The sequence below is a fragment of the Thermoflexibacter ruber genome, assembly GCF_900113045.1.
GTDB lineage: Bacteria > Bacteroidota > Bacteroidia > Cytophagales > Thermoflexibacteraceae > Thermoflexibacter > Thermoflexibacter ruber.
The window spans coordinates 61147-77728 of record NZ_FONY01000030.1 but is presented as its reverse complement, the minus strand read 5'-3'; the positions used below and the strand labels follow the sequence as shown (position 1 = coordinate 77728).

Here is a 16582-nt window from a genome sequence, read left to right as displayed (position 1 = left end):
AGATAGCCTTTAATAATACTTTGATAGTAATATTTGAAACATTTCATGCCTGATATATGATAATAAATCACAATTGCCATGATTTCTGAACAAGACATTTTTTCTTGTGGTACAACTTGTCCTTGACTTAATTGATACTGTTCAAATTTTTTAGCAAAGTCATCACAAGTAATGTAAATTTCTATTAGTTTTGTTGTGTTCAATATTAAGTACATAGTATTCTTTGAGTTGCACTCCGCGATAGTGCAATTTTCAAATATACTATATTTATTAATATTGAACATTTTTTATCATAAAAAATTGACTTTTAAGCAATTATCTCAATAACTCACGTTAATAAATAGAAAATAATACATAGCAATTAGTTAAGGTAATAAAAATCATGCAAATAAACAATAAGTTATTACTTTCATTGAGTATGCAAACAAGCACAGAAAATTTTAAAATAGTTCTAAATATCATAAGTAATAAATTTATTTTTGGCTTGGAATATCTGCAAAGTCCTATACCCGTAATTGTTTAATAATCTATCATTTATTTGCATAAATCAATCAATACAATATTAATATTTATTACCAGTGCAATATTCTGCAAACATTGCCGCTAAATATCCTACACAATACCAAGCCCCATCTATAGTACAACGAACTATTTGTATAGCAATATCAGTACACAAACCTCCCCCATGATATCCATCATTTCCTCAAAACTTAATTCTTTCATAATTTTAAAGTGTTTAAAAAGTTGAACAATCATTTAGTTTTGTCAAATCGATTTAACACACCAAAGTTGAGGCTATCCTTGCAAATTTGCAATTTTTCTTGCGTCTAAGTTAGTCATTTTTTGACTAATTTAGACGTGTTAAAATACATCTTTTTTAGTAAATTTTCGTTTATTGTTTATTATTTTTACATACAAAGAACAATGCTAAAATGACTCTTACTGCATAGTTAATCCTATTACTTCATCTTTTTCAAACTATCGGTCTTATGAATGAGCATCTCAAATCACTATCTGCGCGGCTTCGTAGCCTACGGGCAGGACGGGGCTTCTCCCAAGAGTACATGGCAAAACAGCTCAATATTTCTCAAAAAACGCAAAAGCCTCTCTGATTTATTATCGGAGAGGCTTTTTTGCAAAAGATTTCACTGCCGCAATTTTAGGTTACTGTACTTCTATGAGTTGCTCATTGGCATTTTTAAAATGGAACTCTGTAACGCCAAGTGATGAGTCTTGCTGTACTTTAATCCATTTGCGGTACTTAAAAAACCATTGGAGGCGGATAGAAAATAGTCCCTTAGTAAAGTATGCGTGTATATAAGGATGGACTATCAAGGTAATACCCGACTCGTTTTGTTTGGTTAGAATATAATCTAACTTTGATTCAATTTGGTCAGCAATCGAAATAGATGCTGAGATTTTTCCTGTGCCGTTACAAGAGGGGCATTTTTCCATTGTAACGATGTTTAGTTCGGGTCTGACGCGCTGGCGAGTGATTTGCATTAGCCCAAACTTAGTCAGTGGAAGCACAGTAAATTTTGCTCTGTCAGTTTTCATCTCCTTTTTGACGTGTTCGTAGAGCAGTCGCTTATGCTCAGGGTTTTTCATGTCAATAAAGTCGATGACGATAATTCCGCCCATATCTCTTAGACGCAGTTGGCGTGCTATTTCTGTGGCGGCTTCCATGTTCACATTAAAAGCAGTAGTTTCTTGGTCGCTTTCTGAACTTGATTTGTTGCCACTGTTTACGTCTATGACGTGTAGGGCTTCAGTATGTTCTATGACCAAATACGCTCCGCTTCCCAAACTTACGGTCTGCCCAAAAAGCAGTTTCAATTGTTTTTCAATCCCATAAGCCTCAAAAATCTTGGACTTGCCAGTATAGTGCTTTACGATTTTTTCTTTGTCAGGAGCGATGTTATGGATATACTCTTTGATTTCGTCTGCTACGGCTTTGTCATCTACGATGATAGAATCAAAGGATTCGTTCAGTACATCTCTCAGCAGAGAGTTAGCACGTCCCATTTCGCCAATGACTTTATCTCGTGCTTTTGCCGTAGCAAGTTTACCCACACCTTTTTCCCACAAAGCTACCAGTTCTGTCAAATCTCTATCGAGTTCGGCTACGTCTTTGCCTTCTGCCACTGTTCTAATTATCACCCCAAAATTTTCAGGTTTGATGGAAGAAATCAGTCGTACAAGGCGTTTTCGCTCATTGCTATCAGTTATTTTTTTAGAAACACTTACAGAGGTAGAAAAAGGAACAAGCACGATATATCTCCCCGCCAGCGATAGTTCGCAAGATAATCGAGGTCCCTTTGTCGAGATAGGCTCTTTGACAACTTGCACTAAGATTTGTTGGTTGGTTTTCAATACTTCCGTAATCTTGCCCAACTTGTCAATTTGCGGCTCCATTTTAAAGTCATTGACTTTGACATTTGGAGTTTTTTTGCCCTGATGTAATTTGATGAATTTGTTGAGAGAGCGAATGTTAGGACCTAAGTCTAAGTAATGCAGAAAAGCGTCTTTTTCATAGCCTATATCTACAAAAGCCGCATTTAGTCCTGGAACGATTCGCCTCACTGTTCCTAAAAAAATATCTCCTACAATAAAATTGTCATCAGAACTTTCCTGATGAAACTCGATGAGATTTTTATCTCGTAAAAGTGCTATCCGACCACCATTTTGAGTTACGTTGATAATTAGTTCGTTACTCAATTTATCAGATAGTTAAAAATATAGTTAGACCGCCAAGAGCATCAACATTCTTGGCGGTATTTACTAACGAAGTTTCTTTTTGTGGCGGTTTTTTCTCAAACGCTTCTTTCTCTTGTGCGTCGCAATTTTATGTCTTTTTCTTTTCTTTCCGCAAGGCATACGCTTAATAATTTAATGATGAAATAAAAATTTTCTTTCCCTAAAAAAAGGTAATGTATTTATTATCAAAGTCTTAAAAAATAAAAACTTGTAATAGCTTGCAAAGTTAAAAAAAAATTTAATTTTCCATACCATTTTGCTGATTTTTGCTATAAGTTAATGTTATGATTTACAGACTTATGCTTTGATGAGTAAATCAGCCAATAACTCAAAAGTTTCTTTGGAGTGCGTAGGAAAGTTAGCAATGCGAATTTGCTTGTCCTTTCCTGCCCCGTAGCCGCTCCCTACTGTAATTTGGTGTTCTTTGAGGTGATTGATGAGCGTACTTGCAGGCGTTTGAAGTACGTCTGCTACGATGACTGTTTTGGAGCGGAATTTTTCTTCTTTGACAAAAATCTCAAAGTTTTTACTTTCTCTGAGGGCATAGTACATCAAACCAGCTTTGTAGCTAATCTCAGTGCGAATCGCTTGGATAGTACGGCGATTCATGTCTTCGCATACCTTGCCCAAGAGATAAATTCCGAGCATATTAGGCGTTTCAGGTGTTTCATTATTTTTAATATTTTTTATCAAAGAACTGATGCTGTGGTAAGTTCCTGTACTTATGCCTGCTTTTTCCAAAGCAAGACTTTTCTCTACGCATCTTTCATTGAATATCCAAACGCCCAAACCCGCTGGCAGTCCAAAGCACTTTTGCACAGAAAAAAATGCCGTATCTATTTGGGAAAAATCTAAGTCAGGATAAGGGGCAGATGATACCATATCGACTGCTATTATGGCATTTGGAAACTTTTTCCTAAGTTCGTAAATATCTGACAAAGGCATACTTACCCCAGAACTTGTTTCGTTTTGGGTGAGGCAGAGCAACTCTACCTGCTCAGGAATTGGCAAGTCTGCCAACTCAAAGCCCTGCCCTAAGGCTACTTCATACTTGCTTGCTTTTCTTTTTAGACTTACAGAAAAATCATAGAATTTTTTAGAGAAACTGCCATTGACTAAGTGGTAAGAGTTCTCTATGCTAAGATTTTGGATAATACGTTCCCAAATCTCCGTAGCAGAAGCGGTAAAAACAATATAGTAGTCCTCAGGAATATTCATTAGCTGGCGTATTTGGCTGATAGTGTGTACTACAATTTGTTGGAAAGCCTTGCTCCTATGAGAGATAGCACATATATTTTCTTTTAATGCTTTTTTGATATGGTCTTCTACGGTAAAATAAAGCTGAGAAGGACCTGGCGTTAAAAAGTTCATCAGATTGAGATTAGAATAATTTTTCACAAATATAGAAAAAATTTAATTTCGCTTTTTTACTTTATGATTCGCTTTTTTAGGCATATCTAAAAAAAACTATATCTTTGTAGAGATGAGTCTTTGGTTTGACAAAAAATATTCAATAATTCTGTGGAAGAAATAACGCTTAATAAAAATCAATATAGCTTGGCTGAGGAAGATTATATCAAAGCGATTTATCACCTCTCCCAGCAAAATCAAGAAGCCTTGACCAATGATATTGCAGAGCGTCTTGAAACAAAACCTGCTTCAGTAAGCGATATGCTGAAGAAGTTAGCAGATAAAAAAGTAGTTAATTACGTGAAATACAAGGGGGTAACACTGACAGAGGAGGGAGTAAAAATTGCTTTGGAATTGGTAAGAAAGCATAGACTTTGGGAAGTATTCTTAGTAGAAAAGCTAAACTTTACTTGGGACGAGGTGCATGAGGTTGCCGAGCAGTTGGAGCATATCAATTCACCCTTGCTAATAGAAAGGTTAGATGAATTTTTAGGATTTCCTAAATTTGACCCTCATGGCGACCCCATTCCCGATGCCAAAGGAGAGTTTTTGGTGAAGCCTCATGTGCCTTTGGGGGAGATGGAGATAGGACAGGTGGGGCGAGTAGTAGCAGTACAGGATATTAGTGCCTTGTTTTTACAGTACCTTAACAAAGTTGGCATTTATATTGGTGCAAAAGTCAGCATTACTGATAAAATAGAATATGATGGCTCTTTGGAAGTGCTATTAGATGACAAAAAGACTATTTTAGTTTCCAAAGAAGTGGCTAAAAATATTTTTGTAGGCATATAAAATTGTTTTCAAGACAGTTACACTCAATCTATAAATAAAAACTATTTATCTAAGAAACACTAAACTAAATTAAGACTAATCCACCATGCTTAAGTTTCCAGTAGAAGTTATTTTGTTTATCGCCTCCGTCTTACTGTTTCTAAGTATCGTACTGAGTAAGTTTACTGCTAAAATGGGAGTACCTACTTTGTTAGGTTTCTTGCTCTTAGGGCTTGTCTTTGGCAATGGTGGAGAATATGATTTTCGCTACGACTATCCTGAGTTTACTTTGCGTCTGGGGCAGATTGCCCTGAGCATTATCCTTTTCACAGGAGGTTTGGATACTGATTTGGAGAAAATAAAACCTGTGCTTAGGCAAGGATTGATGCTATCAACTATTGGTGTTTTAGTTACGGCTTTAGTAGCTGGATTGACTATCTATTGGCTTTCTCCTCTGAACTTTATGACTGCTCTACTCTTAGGGGCTATCATCTCCTCCACCGATGCCGCTGCGGTATTTTCTATTTTAGAATCCAAAGGCATGAAACTTGGTGGCAAGATTTTTCCCACGTTAGAGTTAGAATCAGGCACAAACGACCCTATGGCGTACTTTCTAACAATTACGATTAGTTCCATGATTTTGGAAGGAGGCGAGTTTTCCTTGTGGACTTTTCTGTGGAAGTTTATTTACAGCATGGGGGTAGGTATGCTGGCTGGTATTCTCATCGGGTATTTGATGATAAACACTCTCAAAATACTTAAACTCAAAGTAGGTTTAAACCCCGTTTTAGTGCTTACCATGATACTTTTTACTTTTTCCTCTATGGAATTAATCGGCGGGAATAGCTTACTGGCGGTGTATGTAGCGGGGATTGTCGTGGCTAATTACAGAATCAATGCTTCTTATCTGGCAAATTTCTTTGAGGGCGTATCTTGGCTAATGGAAATCGTGCTTTTCCTTACACTTGGTTTGCAGACCTTTATTTTTGATTTGCCTAATACAATATTTTTAGGTTTAATTGTTTCGCTGATTTTGATGTTTGTAGCACGCCCAGTGAGCATTTTCTTGTGTCTTGCATTTTTCAAGCAGACCTTTAAAGAAAAATTATATATCTCTTGGGTAGGGCTACGCGGGGCTACTCCTATTGTATTTGCCCTGTATCCCGTCCTGTACCAAGTCCCCGAAGCGAAGCTTTTATTCAATATTGCTTTCTTTGTGGTGCTTACTTCTATTCTTTTCCAAGGTTCTACTATCTCGGTAGTAGCCAAATGGCTCAAGCTAATTTAATGATAAGCTAAAAATAAACAACTTGGTCTATTTCTTTCATTTTTTGGATAGTAAAAGTCAAAACTTTGATAATCTGCTCTATATGCCCGATTTCTTCAAAGATATTTTTGCCTTTTCTGTCTTTCAAATACTTTTCTAAAACTTTGTAACCACCTATTTGGAAGTCCCAAACCTCGGGGCTTACCTTGTCAAAGTATTGTTTTTCATTGTAGTAGAGCCTATTATCTTGATAGCGGATTTCTTTGACTTCGTTGCTCCCGATTTCCATAGGCATACCTGCGTCTATCTGTTTCCAATCTCCGCTTTCTAAAAGATGTGCTTCCGAAAGTTCATGCCCAAGTGCGGATAATTTTTGGAACAGCGTCAGGTCTGCCACAAAGGGAATTTTAGGGAAATCCATTTTCAAAAAATCCTTGTATTTTTCCCGATAAGTAGGGCTGTGCAAGACTGCATAGAGGTAATCAAAAATTTCTCGTGCTTCTAACTGTGTTGGGTATTGTTGGGTAATGAAATCTTTGAAAGCTGGGGTAAAGTTTTCTATTTTGTCATACCCTTCCGCTTTTTGGATTTGCTTGTCAGGGTATTGCTTTTTCAAGTCTGATACATCTTTTTCAAACTGTGCTAAATGCTCCTCATAAAAAGTTCTTGCCTCCTCAAAAAAGTGATGTTCGCCTGTAGTTGGGTGTTCTATGGCATCAAAAATCGCTTTGTGCTTCTCATAATACGCCCGAATTGGTTTAAAATTTTTCTCTAATTCTTTTAAGGCTTTGCCAAACTCAGTATTAGGTTCTACACTGAAAATTTCTTTTTGTTGGTAAAGGTATAAAGGATAGATGTACGCTCCGCCTTTGTTGCTTAATGTTACTCTAAAATCTGTAATAAATTTTGAGATAAAAGCATGATTGAATATGCCTTCGGCTACTTGCCTGACAGTAACTAAGCCTATATTTTCTTCAGAAAAATGCTTCATCACCTCTCCTCTTGGCATACAATGAAAGCCTCTGGACTTGCCTGTGTAATAGGTATAGCGAATGTCAAAAGGTCGGTAAGTAATGGGAACGACCTTATTTTTGTCCAATTTGGTTTTATCTTTTTTATCAAGGCTCGTTTTCCGTAAGTCTTCCTGTGCCAGCGTTACTTTCCAATCTCGTGCATCTTTGCCTAAGCTAAATTGAAAACGGGCTTCTTCTTCTTTTAAAGAAACAAATTTTACTGCGGTATCAAAAGCCTGTTTTTCAGTAGCTTGGATAGTCAGATTATCTCTTGCAGTTACTATGCCTACGCTATTGATGTTAAAAATATCTTTTACACTCCACCCTTCATCATAAATTTTTTTGTGTGTAGTGTCTTGCGGTTTGAAAAGATAAAAGGGAGCATGAGGTTGCAAGGTTTCCCACTGCACAGTTTTTAAGCTATTTTCCAAGCACAAATCGAATTTGGCTTGGCGAGTACCGTAAAAATCTGCATGATAGACTTCGCCTAAACCTGTTTGTTTTTTTGGGTCAGCATGTTGTTTGGTTTTGATAAAAATAGAAATGCTTACCCCTTGCTCAATGTCAAATACGTTTTGGTCTTTTGTGCCGTCAGGAGCAGTTTCTTTCTTTTTTGCGTTCCCATGCAAGTCCACTACGTAGAGTTTGTCAAAGGTTTGGAGCAGACTTTTTCGCATGAGGCGAAAAGTAGGGTTGTCCAAAAAAGAATGATTGGTAATGATAGCGACCATGCCCTGCTCCACTTCTTGCATTTTCCACTCTGCAAAGCGAATAAACTTTACATAGTCGTCTTGCAACCATTTGGGATTTTTTTCTTCTAATTTCTCATTGCCTAACTTTTTATAGTCATTCATTTTTTCACTTATCCAAGCACCCTTATTGGTCGAGTGTCCCGAATAAGGAGGATTGCCTGTGATAATTAGAATTGGTTGTTTTTTTATTGCTTGTGCTTTTGCTCCCTCTTTTGAAAGCTCAGGAAGCAACATATTAATTTGCACCTCTAAGGGTTCAAGGGTATTGGTGAGATAGATTTGTAACCTTTCATTTTTTTGCATTTCATAGTGGTTATCTTTTAAAAACTGGGAAAGTTTTAAATGAGCAATCGTATAGGGAGCCATCAGATACTCAAAACCATACATATTTTTTAAGATATGATTTTTAACTATGTCTGGTCTTAGAGTAGAGTTGGCGGGAACGGTACGAAATATGACTTTTAAAATTTCTAAAATGAAAGTGCCTGTGCCTGTGGCAAAGTCCAGCACCGTAACTTTGTCCTTGTCTGCCAGCCCTTTCCCTATACCAAATTCCGTTTGCAAGGCTTCGTGAACTGCCCTCACAATGAAATTGACTACGGCGGGAGGGGTATAATACACTCCCTTTGCCTTTCTTAGCGTGCTATCGTACTGCCCCAAGAAATCTTCATAAAAGTACAAATAGGGGTCGGCAGAAGTGTCCTCATTGCCTTCTTGATTGAGCGAAGGCGTTTGATTGAAAGAAAGGCTTTTTTGGATTTCTACAATGTTTAAGCCATTGATAATGGTAATGATTTCATTTACAACCCATTGCACTGACTTATATTCTTCCTCCTCTAAGTTTTCCAAGAAATCGGAAATTTCACGAATAACAGGAAAAGAGTAAGAAATAAAATTTCGGATATTTTGAAGGTGAAGATTTTTACTCTCTGCATTGAGTTTTGCTAAAAATAAACTGTAAGACAAGGTTTGAGCAAAGGCATCAGAAAACTGCTGAGTAGTAAAATTTTCTGAAATAATATTTTTAAAATACTGATATAAACCAACTAATTTGAATGTATTTTGAGAAGTAATTTGGTTTTCTAACAGTTCTTGTAAACTATCTTTCAAAAACTTTGTTCTGATAGCCAATGCTTTAGCGAGTTCTTTGGCGGTGCTGATGCCTTGTGGGGTTTCCCTGTAAAAATCCTTGATGAGGTTTTCTACTTGCGGGGCAGTGGCTTCTTCTAATTGTACCCGTCTTACTTCGGTTTCCCCTTTGAGCCAGATAAAGGTAAGGTAATCCGTAACTAACAGATTGCTATTGAGAGCCAAGTATTTTTTGATTTGTGGCGTTTTGAGGATTTCTGCTAAGTTTTCCCCTATTTTTTTGGTTTCGCAGTAGCCAATGATGCCTGAGGTGTTAGAGATTTTGAAGTCAGGCGTACCAAACTTGCCTTGTCTTTTGGGTTCTTGCAAAACACTAATGTCCTTATTGACCTCTTGGGCAAGGTCTTTCAATAGGTTTTCCAGCAGAGAACGCAAAGAGTGTTCTGTGGCTTCTTGTCTATCTATTTTTTTAAGCTCGTCAAGGTATTGGGTGGTCTTACTCATCAGCGATACTGTCATTATTCTACGCAAAGATAGTAAGTAATGTATATTTGTTGCGTACTATTTATGACTTAGAAGCCCTACCAAACAAAAATTTAGAAAATCTTTTTCTCTGAGCATACCTATTTTTTGCTATAAAAATCTGATATTTAGCCAATATTACACCTTAACCTATTAAAAAATATGAAAGTGAAAAAAATCAATAAGGCAAGCAATGCCTTTGCCTATCCCTTGCTTATCAAGCGTTTGCTCCATTACTCTACAATGCTTACTCCTGAAAATGAAATCGTGTATCGGGACAGGGTTCGGCTAAACTATTTTGAGTTTAACAAGAGGGTACGCCGCCTTGCCAATGTTTTGAAAGGTTTTGGCATAGACGGAGGCGAAACCATAGCGGTCATGGACTATGACAGCCATCGCTATTTAGAGGCTTACTTTGCGATTCCCTGTACAGGCAATGTACTGCATACTATTAACTGGCGACTCTCAGCAAGCCAAATTCTTTATACTATTAATCACGCCGAGGATACGGTTTTGTTGGTACATACTGACTTTTTCCCTATTTTAGAGAGCTCCATGGGGGAAATGCCTACGGTAAAAAAAATCATTGCCCTTACTGATGACGGCACTATTCCCGCTACTAAGTTAGCCCTTGCGGGAGAGTACGAAACTCTGCTCGCTCAGGCTTCGGAGGAGTATGATTTCCCTGATTTTGACGAAGATGCCATCGCTACTACGTTTTACACTACTGGGACTACGGGTAATCCCAAAGGCGTGTTCTTTTCGCATAGGCAGATAGTTTTACACAGTTTGGGCATCTGTGCGACCTTTGGTATTCTTGACGGGGCTTGTCGGGTCAAGTCTTCGGATACTTATATGCCGCTTACTCCTTTCTTCCACGTACATGGCTGGGGATTCCCTTTTCTCTCTACGGCAATGGGCATGAAACAAGTTTTCGTAGGGAAATTTGAGCCAGAAATGGTATTGAAACTGTTTATGATAGAAAAACCTACTTTTTCGCATTGTGTTCCTACGATTTTGCAAATGTTGGTCATGCACCCTGCCGCACAACAGTTAGACTTAACGAAATGGAAAGTAATTATTGGAGGTTCTGCCTTGCCGAAAGCCTTGTGCAGAGCCGCCCTGCAAAGAGGTATTGACATCATCACAGGTTATGGAATGTCAGAAACCTGTCCCATTCTTACTACTTCTTTTATTACTCCTCAAGAGATGAAAAATGACATAGATTGGCAGGTAGAGGCACGTACTCGTGCAGGTACTCCCGCCCTATTGGTGGACTTAAAAATCGTCAATGCGGAGGGTAAAGAAGTAAAAAAAGACGACCAAGAAATGGGGGAAATCACTGTCAGAAGCCCTTGGCTTACACAAGGATACTTTAACGAGCCAGAAAAAAGCGAAGAACTTTGGCGTAGTGGCTACCTGCATACAGGCGATGTAGCGGTAATGAATGAAAGGAATGTAGTGAAAATTGCTGACCGCATCAAAGATGTCATCAAAACGGGAGGGGAGTGGGTTTCGTCCATTGATTTGGAAAATATCATAGGGCAGCACCCTGCTATTGCCGAAGTAGCTGTAGTGGGCGTACCCGATGCCAAGTGGGGAGAAAGACCTCACGCAATGGTTGTCGTAAAACAAGGGCAGTCGCTTAGCAATGAAGAGCTTAAAAGCTTTTTGACTCAGTTTGTAGAGCAAGGAAAAATCAACAAGTGGTTTATCCCCGATACCATAGACTTTGTAGAGGCTATCCCCAAAACGAGCGTGGGCAAAATCGACAAAAAAGCGATTCGTGGGAAGTTGCTCTTGCTTTAGTTTAGTATTTTACCTGAATGCCATGATAGGTAGTCTGTTCCTCGTAGTCTTTCCTAAGAGGGAAACCCTGCCAGTCCGCAGGGAGCAGAATACGCCTTAAGTCTTGGTGCCCTTCAAAGTGAATGCCCACGAGGTCATAAACTTCCCTTTCGTGCCAGTCTGCACTTTGCCAAATGTGCGATAAAGTAGGTACGCTTGGCAGTGGTTCATCTGCTTGATTGCGAGCTACTTTTACTTTGACTACTAAGGTCAAATTTTTTAGAATAGAATAAAAATGATAAACTACTTCCATAGTGCCTGAGGCTACACCATTGTCAATGCCTGTGATACAAGCTAAGTGGTCAAAGTCGTATTCGTACAATATTTGTCCTATTTCTGCAAGTTTTTCTACCTGCACAAAGATAAAAGGCTGCAATACTTTGTCATTAGTTTCTATGACTGTTTCTGCTCCTAATCGACTTACTATCAAATTTTTTATTTCTTCTATCATCAAACAGTTATTTTGCCAAAAGTAAAAGTCAAAAAAATTTCTTTTATTTGTATTCTACATTCCAAACAAAACTATGAATTTTTCTGAAAACGTCAAAGAAGCCCTCAAAGCTATCAAAGACAATCTACTACGCACTTCGCTTACTGCCGCTATCGTAGCGATAGGCATTACTGCCTTAGTAGGCATTTTGACTGCCATAGATGGCATACAATACTCTATAAGTTCAGGTTTAGCGGACTTAGGAGCTAATAGCTTCGATGTGAAAGACCTCAGCAGAAGTGGAGGGCGAAATAGAGGAGGTATAGTGGAAACGACCAAATCTCCTATCACCTACAATCAAATCAAAGATTACAAAGAACGCTACCCTTTTGATGTTATGATTAGTATTTTCACAGACATAGGCGGGGCAGCAGAAGCAAAATACGGCTCTAAAAAAACCAATCCCAACATTCCTATCAAAGGAGTAGATGAGAACTTTCTCACGGTCAAAGCATACAATGTCGCTAAGGGAAGAGGTTTCTCTGCGGTAGAAATTCGAAATGGGAGTTTTGTTTGTATCATTGGAGATGAGTTAGCAGAAACTCTTTTTGACAAAGAAGACCCGCTGAATAAAGGGATTACGGTAGGAGGAACTCACTATAAAGTAGTAGGGGTATTAGAAAAAGAAAGCACCATCGGTAGTTCTAATATCAACAGAATGGTGCTAATTCCTTTGCAGACTGCCGTAGGCGTAGCGGCGGGGCGTAGGCTTTACTTTACAGCTATCAACTATGTCAGAGATGCTACTAAAATAAATTATTACATGAGCGAAGCTGAAGGGCTCATGCGTCAAATTAGAGAAGACCGCTTAGGAGAAAAATCTTCTTTTGAAATTGCTCGTAGTGAATCCTTGACGGCTTCTTTAGAAGAAACTTCTGGGACTCTGAGAATTGGAGGAGGTTTTATTGGCTTTATCACCCTCTTAGGTGCTTCCATAGGGCTAATGAATATTATGATGGTGTCTGTAACGGAACGTACTCGTGAGATAGGGATTCGCAAAGCACTTGGCGCAACTCCCATGCGTATCAGGGAACAGTTTTTGGTGGAAGCCATCGTGATTTGCCAAATTGGGGGAGCAGTAGGGGTCGTCTTAGGCATACTGATAGGGAACTTGGTAGCTACGCTGATAAGCTCTGGGTCTTTTATCGTGCCTTGGGCATGGATGATAGGCGGGGTAATTGTTTGCTTTATCGTAGGAATCATCTCTGGCTACTATCCTGCTTACAAAGCCTCTAAATTAGACCCTATCGAGTCATTGAGGTACGAATAAAGCCTGTATAGCTAATTGTAAAAAAAAATCTTTTTGCTTTCTTTTGCACAAGAAAAATTATCTCTCTATTTTTATAAAAATAGCTATCTATCAATTAAATCTAAAAATATGGGAGATACAAGAGTTCGTTTAGCAAAAACACAAGCCGATTTTAATTCATTTACCCGATACATTCTTCGCGACCTTGAGGCAATGAACAGAATGTTAAACTTAGGCTGGTTCGAGAGCGAGGAGATGAAAATAGGGGCAGAGCAGGAAATGTGCTTGGTGGACAGACATGGTAAACCTTCTGCTAACAATTTACAAATTTTAGAAAAGCTCAATCACCCAAATTTTGTTACCGAACTTGCTAAGTTTAATATTGAAGCAAACATCAATCCCCTCCCATTTACAGGCAGTTGCTTTTCTGATTTGGAAAAACAAATCTTAGACCTAACCAATCAGTTAAGAGCTGTTGCAGAGAAGGTAGATACGCACATCGTACTGACGGGGATTCTGCCAACTATTCGCAAGTTTGACATCAACATAGACAATCTTACCCCTAATCCTCGCTACTATGCGCTCATGGAGGCTATTAGTAGCCTAAGAGGGGACAAATACGAACTCAGAATTGAGGGACCCGATGAGTTGAGCGTGATTACGGACTCTGCGCTAATAGAGGCTTGTAACACGAGTTTTCAAGTGCATTTACAAATTAAACCAGATGAGTTTGTTAATAAATACAACATTGCTCAAGCCATTGCCGCACCTGTCTTAGCAGTAAGTACCAACTCGCCTATTTTGTTCAATAAAAGGCTTTGGAGCGAAACACGAATCGCTCTTTTCCGTCAATCCATAGACACCCGATTAGCCACAGAGCATTTGAGAGAGCGAAGCCCTCGCGTAACCTTTGGCACACAATGGCTTAGAGGTTCTATCCTTAACTTATATAAAGAGGACGTAATGCGTTTCAGGATTATGTTCATGTCTGATATAGAAGAAGATGTGCTGGAGTCCATAGAAAAAGGTATTACCCCTAAATTGCGTGCATTAAGTATTCACAATTCAACAGTATATCGTTGGAATAGAGCTTGTTATGGAATTAGCCCCAATGGCAAACCTCATTTACGCATAGAAAATAGGGTATTTCCTGCGGGTCCTTCGGTAGTAGATGAGGTTGCTAATGCCGCTTTTTGGATAGGGTTAATGAATGGATTTACAGAGGTGTACCCTGATATTACCAAAGTCATGGATTTTGACGATGCCAAATCTAACTTTTTGATTGCGGCAAGGGCGGGGTTGGGGTCTAAATTTGTCTGGGCAAATGGCAAGAAAATTATTGATATGGAACTCATTGAAAAAGAGTTGATTCCAATAGCAAGGGAAGGATTAAAAAAAGCAAATGTTAGAAAAGATGACATAGAAAAATATTTAGGCATTATCCAAGAGCGAAATTCTACTGGTAACACAGGCTCGCGTTGGGTGCTAAGTTCTTTTTCCAAACTTGCTAAACAGACTGCCAAAGACGATATTCCCTTAGCCATTACAGGCGCAATGATGAAGTACCAAGAGCAAAATCTCCCCGTAAGCAAGTGGCAAGAAGCGCAAGTAGAAGATATTGCCGACTATGCCCCTTCTTCTCTGCTGGTAGAGGAGTTTATGACTACTGACCTCTTTACCGTAAGCAAAGATGACATTCCAGAGTTAGCCGCAGACATGACTGATTGGAAGCGGATTCGCTATCTACCTATCGAGAACGAAAAAGGCGTATTAATTGGATTGATAACTAACCGCAACTTGCTCAGGCATTTCAGAAATAGAGATATGCAAGGAAGTCAGAGCTTTACCATAGAGGACTTGATGATAAAAGACCCAATTACGATTTCTCCGTATGCTACTATCAACGACGCCATAGACCTAATGATGAGCAATCGCATCGGTTGCTTACCCGTAGTAAACAAAGGCGTTTTAGTGGGGATTATTACAGAAGCTGACTTTCTTAATATTACTGCAAGACTGCTCAAACGAATGAAAAAGATAGAAAAATCCAATACACCTCCCGAAATAGAGCAGAGTGCAGAAAAATCATAGCATCTTGCCTATGCTTATTCGGTCTATTTTTGCGGTAGGAGTTTCAGGGAAAGAAACTAAATAATATATTTTTTTAGGAACTTCGTATCTATTGAGGTTTATTTTCAATAGGGTATATATGTTATTTTCAATTTCCTGATGGAGGGGTTCTCCTTCTATCACCAACACCGCTGACTGTCCTAACTTATCATCAGGTAAACCTATGACAACAAAACGCCGAAAAACTTGGCAGAAAGCCAATACTTTATCTATCTCCAGCTCTATCTTTTCTATTTGAATTTTGATACCCCCACTATTAATGATATTATCTACCCGCCCAATCCATTCAAAGGTATGCTCATCAATAAGGCGTACCTTATCATTTGTAATAACTTTTTCAAAATTAGTAACAGGAGAAATAATAGTAAGACACTCTCTATCATCTTGCCCTATGCTTGTTTGTGGCAGGACTTGATAATAAGACGACCGCTCTTTACCATTTAACCGCCTCAATGCAATGTGTGAAACTGTTTCAGTCATGCCATAAGTAGCATATACAGGATTAGGAATCATCTGAACGAGATTTTCTAATTCTGCATTGACAGGTGCGCCGCCTACGATGATTTTTAGTTTGTGAAAACTATCTAATTTATTTTTTTCCTCTTTTAAAATAGTAAATAATTGTAGAGGCACAAGGGCAATAAAATCAAGACTTTGAAAAGTATATTGACCGAATTGAAAATCTTTATCTGTAATTTTTAAGTTTTGAAAAGGATTAGCAGAGGGTTCAGTAACAAGGAGCGGCATACCTATCTCTAAACCTCTCACAAGCATCATTTTCCCCCCGATATAGGCAGTATTTAGACAAACTAAGGCAGTGTCATCTTTTTGCAAATGAAGCACTTGGGCGGTTAGGCTGGCACTTGCCTGCATTTGCCAGCGAGCAACCTGAATCGTTTTTGGCGAGCCTGTGCTTCCAGAAGTTTGAAGTTGGAAAAGTTCTTTACCTTGGAGCCACTCCCAGCAAAATGCAAGTGTTTGCTTGAGGTAGGGCTTGCCCAAATTTTCTATTTGTGCAATATTAAGTTTGGCAACTTCTTGGAAGGAAAGGCAGAAATCATGGAAATAAATAAACATCTCGATAAATAAGAACAAGTAAAAGCAATCTTGGTTATATTTGCTGGTGCTTAGCAAGTTAGTGATTAAATCTTCTTCAAAATAAATACTTTTTCAAATTAAATTTTGGTTAAAGAATTGCATAGATTTATAGTAAAATAGGCAAGAAAAATTTATAGGAAAAATCCTATTTTTTTCTTTGCTAAATACTATTTTTAACGCAAAGTA

The 16582-nt window shown here is 38.4% G+C and carries 11 protein-coding genes and 1 pseudogene; 6 read left to right on the top strand and 6 right to left on the bottom strand.

Translation table 11 applies throughout. The features are described from left to right. A pseudogene (locus tag BM141_RS23020) lies at positions 1-215 on the bottom strand (IS982 family transposase); the annotation flags it as partial. Between the two features lie 774 nt (positions 216-989). Here BM141_RS23020 and BM141_RS22620 point away from each other — a divergent pair. Then, positions 990-1112 carry a helix-turn-helix domain-containing protein gene (locus tag BM141_RS22620; protein ID WP_143090954.1) on the top strand — a complete coding sequence of 41 codons (123 nt, stop codon included), beginning with the start codon at positions 990-992 and terminating at the stop codon, positions 1110-1112. A 52-nt stretch (positions 1113-1164) separates the two neighbouring features. On the opposite strand, the gene BM141_RS15935 is transcribed toward BM141_RS22620, so the two are convergent. Then, entirely contained in the window at positions 1165-2718 is a 1554-nt protein-coding gene (locus tag BM141_RS15935) for an Rne/Rng family ribonuclease (protein WP_091548437.1), read from the bottom strand. Between the two features lie 336 nt (positions 2719-3054). Further along, entirely contained in the window at positions 3055-4155 is a 1101-nt protein-coding gene (locus tag BM141_RS15930) for an aminotransferase class V-fold PLP-dependent enzyme (protein ID WP_245764084.1), read from the bottom strand. A gap of 123 nt (positions 4156-4278) precedes the next feature. Here BM141_RS15930 and BM141_RS15925 point away from each other — a divergent pair, with 123 nt between their 5' ends. Together BM141_RS15925 and BM141_RS15920 are read left to right on the top strand one after the other, a co-directional pair. After that, positions 4279-4959, top strand: a complete 681-nt coding sequence (locus tag BM141_RS15925) for a metal-dependent transcriptional regulator (protein ID WP_245764083.1) — start codon at positions 4279-4281, stop codon at positions 4957-4959. Between the two features lie 85 nt (positions 4960-5044). Then, positions 5045-6226 carry a potassium/proton antiporter gene (locus BM141_RS15920; protein ID WP_091548433.1) on the top strand — a complete coding sequence of 394 codons (1182 nt, stop codon included), beginning with the start codon at positions 5045-5047 and terminating at the stop codon, positions 6224-6226. Positions 6227-6233: 7 nt separating this feature from the next. On the opposite strand, the gene BM141_RS15915 is transcribed toward BM141_RS15920, so the two are convergent. Next, on the bottom strand, positions 6234-9578 hold the full coding sequence (locus BM141_RS15915) for a type ISP restriction/modification enzyme (protein WP_091548431.1): 3345 nt from the start codon (positions 9576-9578) through the stop codon (positions 6234-6236). Between the two features lie 165 nt (positions 9579-9743). On the opposite strand from BM141_RS15915, the gene BM141_RS15910 reads away from it, so the two are divergent. Continuing rightward, positions 9744-11390 (top strand): fatty acid--CoA ligase, encoded by a 1647-nt coding sequence (locus BM141_RS15910; RefSeq protein WP_091548429.1) that lies wholly within the window; start codon positions 9744-9746, stop codon positions 11388-11390. Position 11391: 1 nt separating this feature from the next. Here BM141_RS15910 and BM141_RS15905 read toward each other — a convergent pair whose 3' ends face one another. After that, positions 11392-11880, bottom strand: coding sequence for an NADH-quinone oxidoreductase subunit C (locus BM141_RS15905; RefSeq protein WP_317039473.1), 489 nt, complete (start codon positions 11878-11880; stop codon positions 11392-11394). Positions 11881-11953: 73 nt separating this feature from the next. On the opposite strand from BM141_RS15905, the gene BM141_RS15900 reads away from it, so the two are divergent. Both BM141_RS15900 and BM141_RS15895 read left to right on the top strand, forming a co-directional pair. After that, positions 11954-13189 (top strand): ABC transporter permease, encoded by a 1236-nt coding sequence (locus BM141_RS15900; protein ID WP_091548426.1) that lies wholly within the window; start codon positions 11954-11956, stop codon positions 13187-13189. A 108-nt stretch (positions 13190-13297) separates the two neighbouring features. Further along, positions 13298-15259: a CBS domain-containing protein gene (locus BM141_RS15895; protein WP_091548424.1), complete on the top strand. Its 1962-nt coding sequence runs from the start codon at positions 13298-13300 to the stop codon at positions 15257-15259. Here the strand turns inward: BM141_RS15895 and BM141_RS15890 are convergent. Beyond that, on the bottom strand, positions 15254-16393 hold the full coding sequence (locus BM141_RS15890) for an AMP-binding protein (protein ID WP_245764082.1): 1140 nt from the start codon (positions 16391-16393) through the stop codon (positions 15254-15256). The genes BM141_RS15895 and BM141_RS15890 overlap by 6 nt on opposite strands. Positions 16394-16582 lie beyond the last annotated feature (189 nt).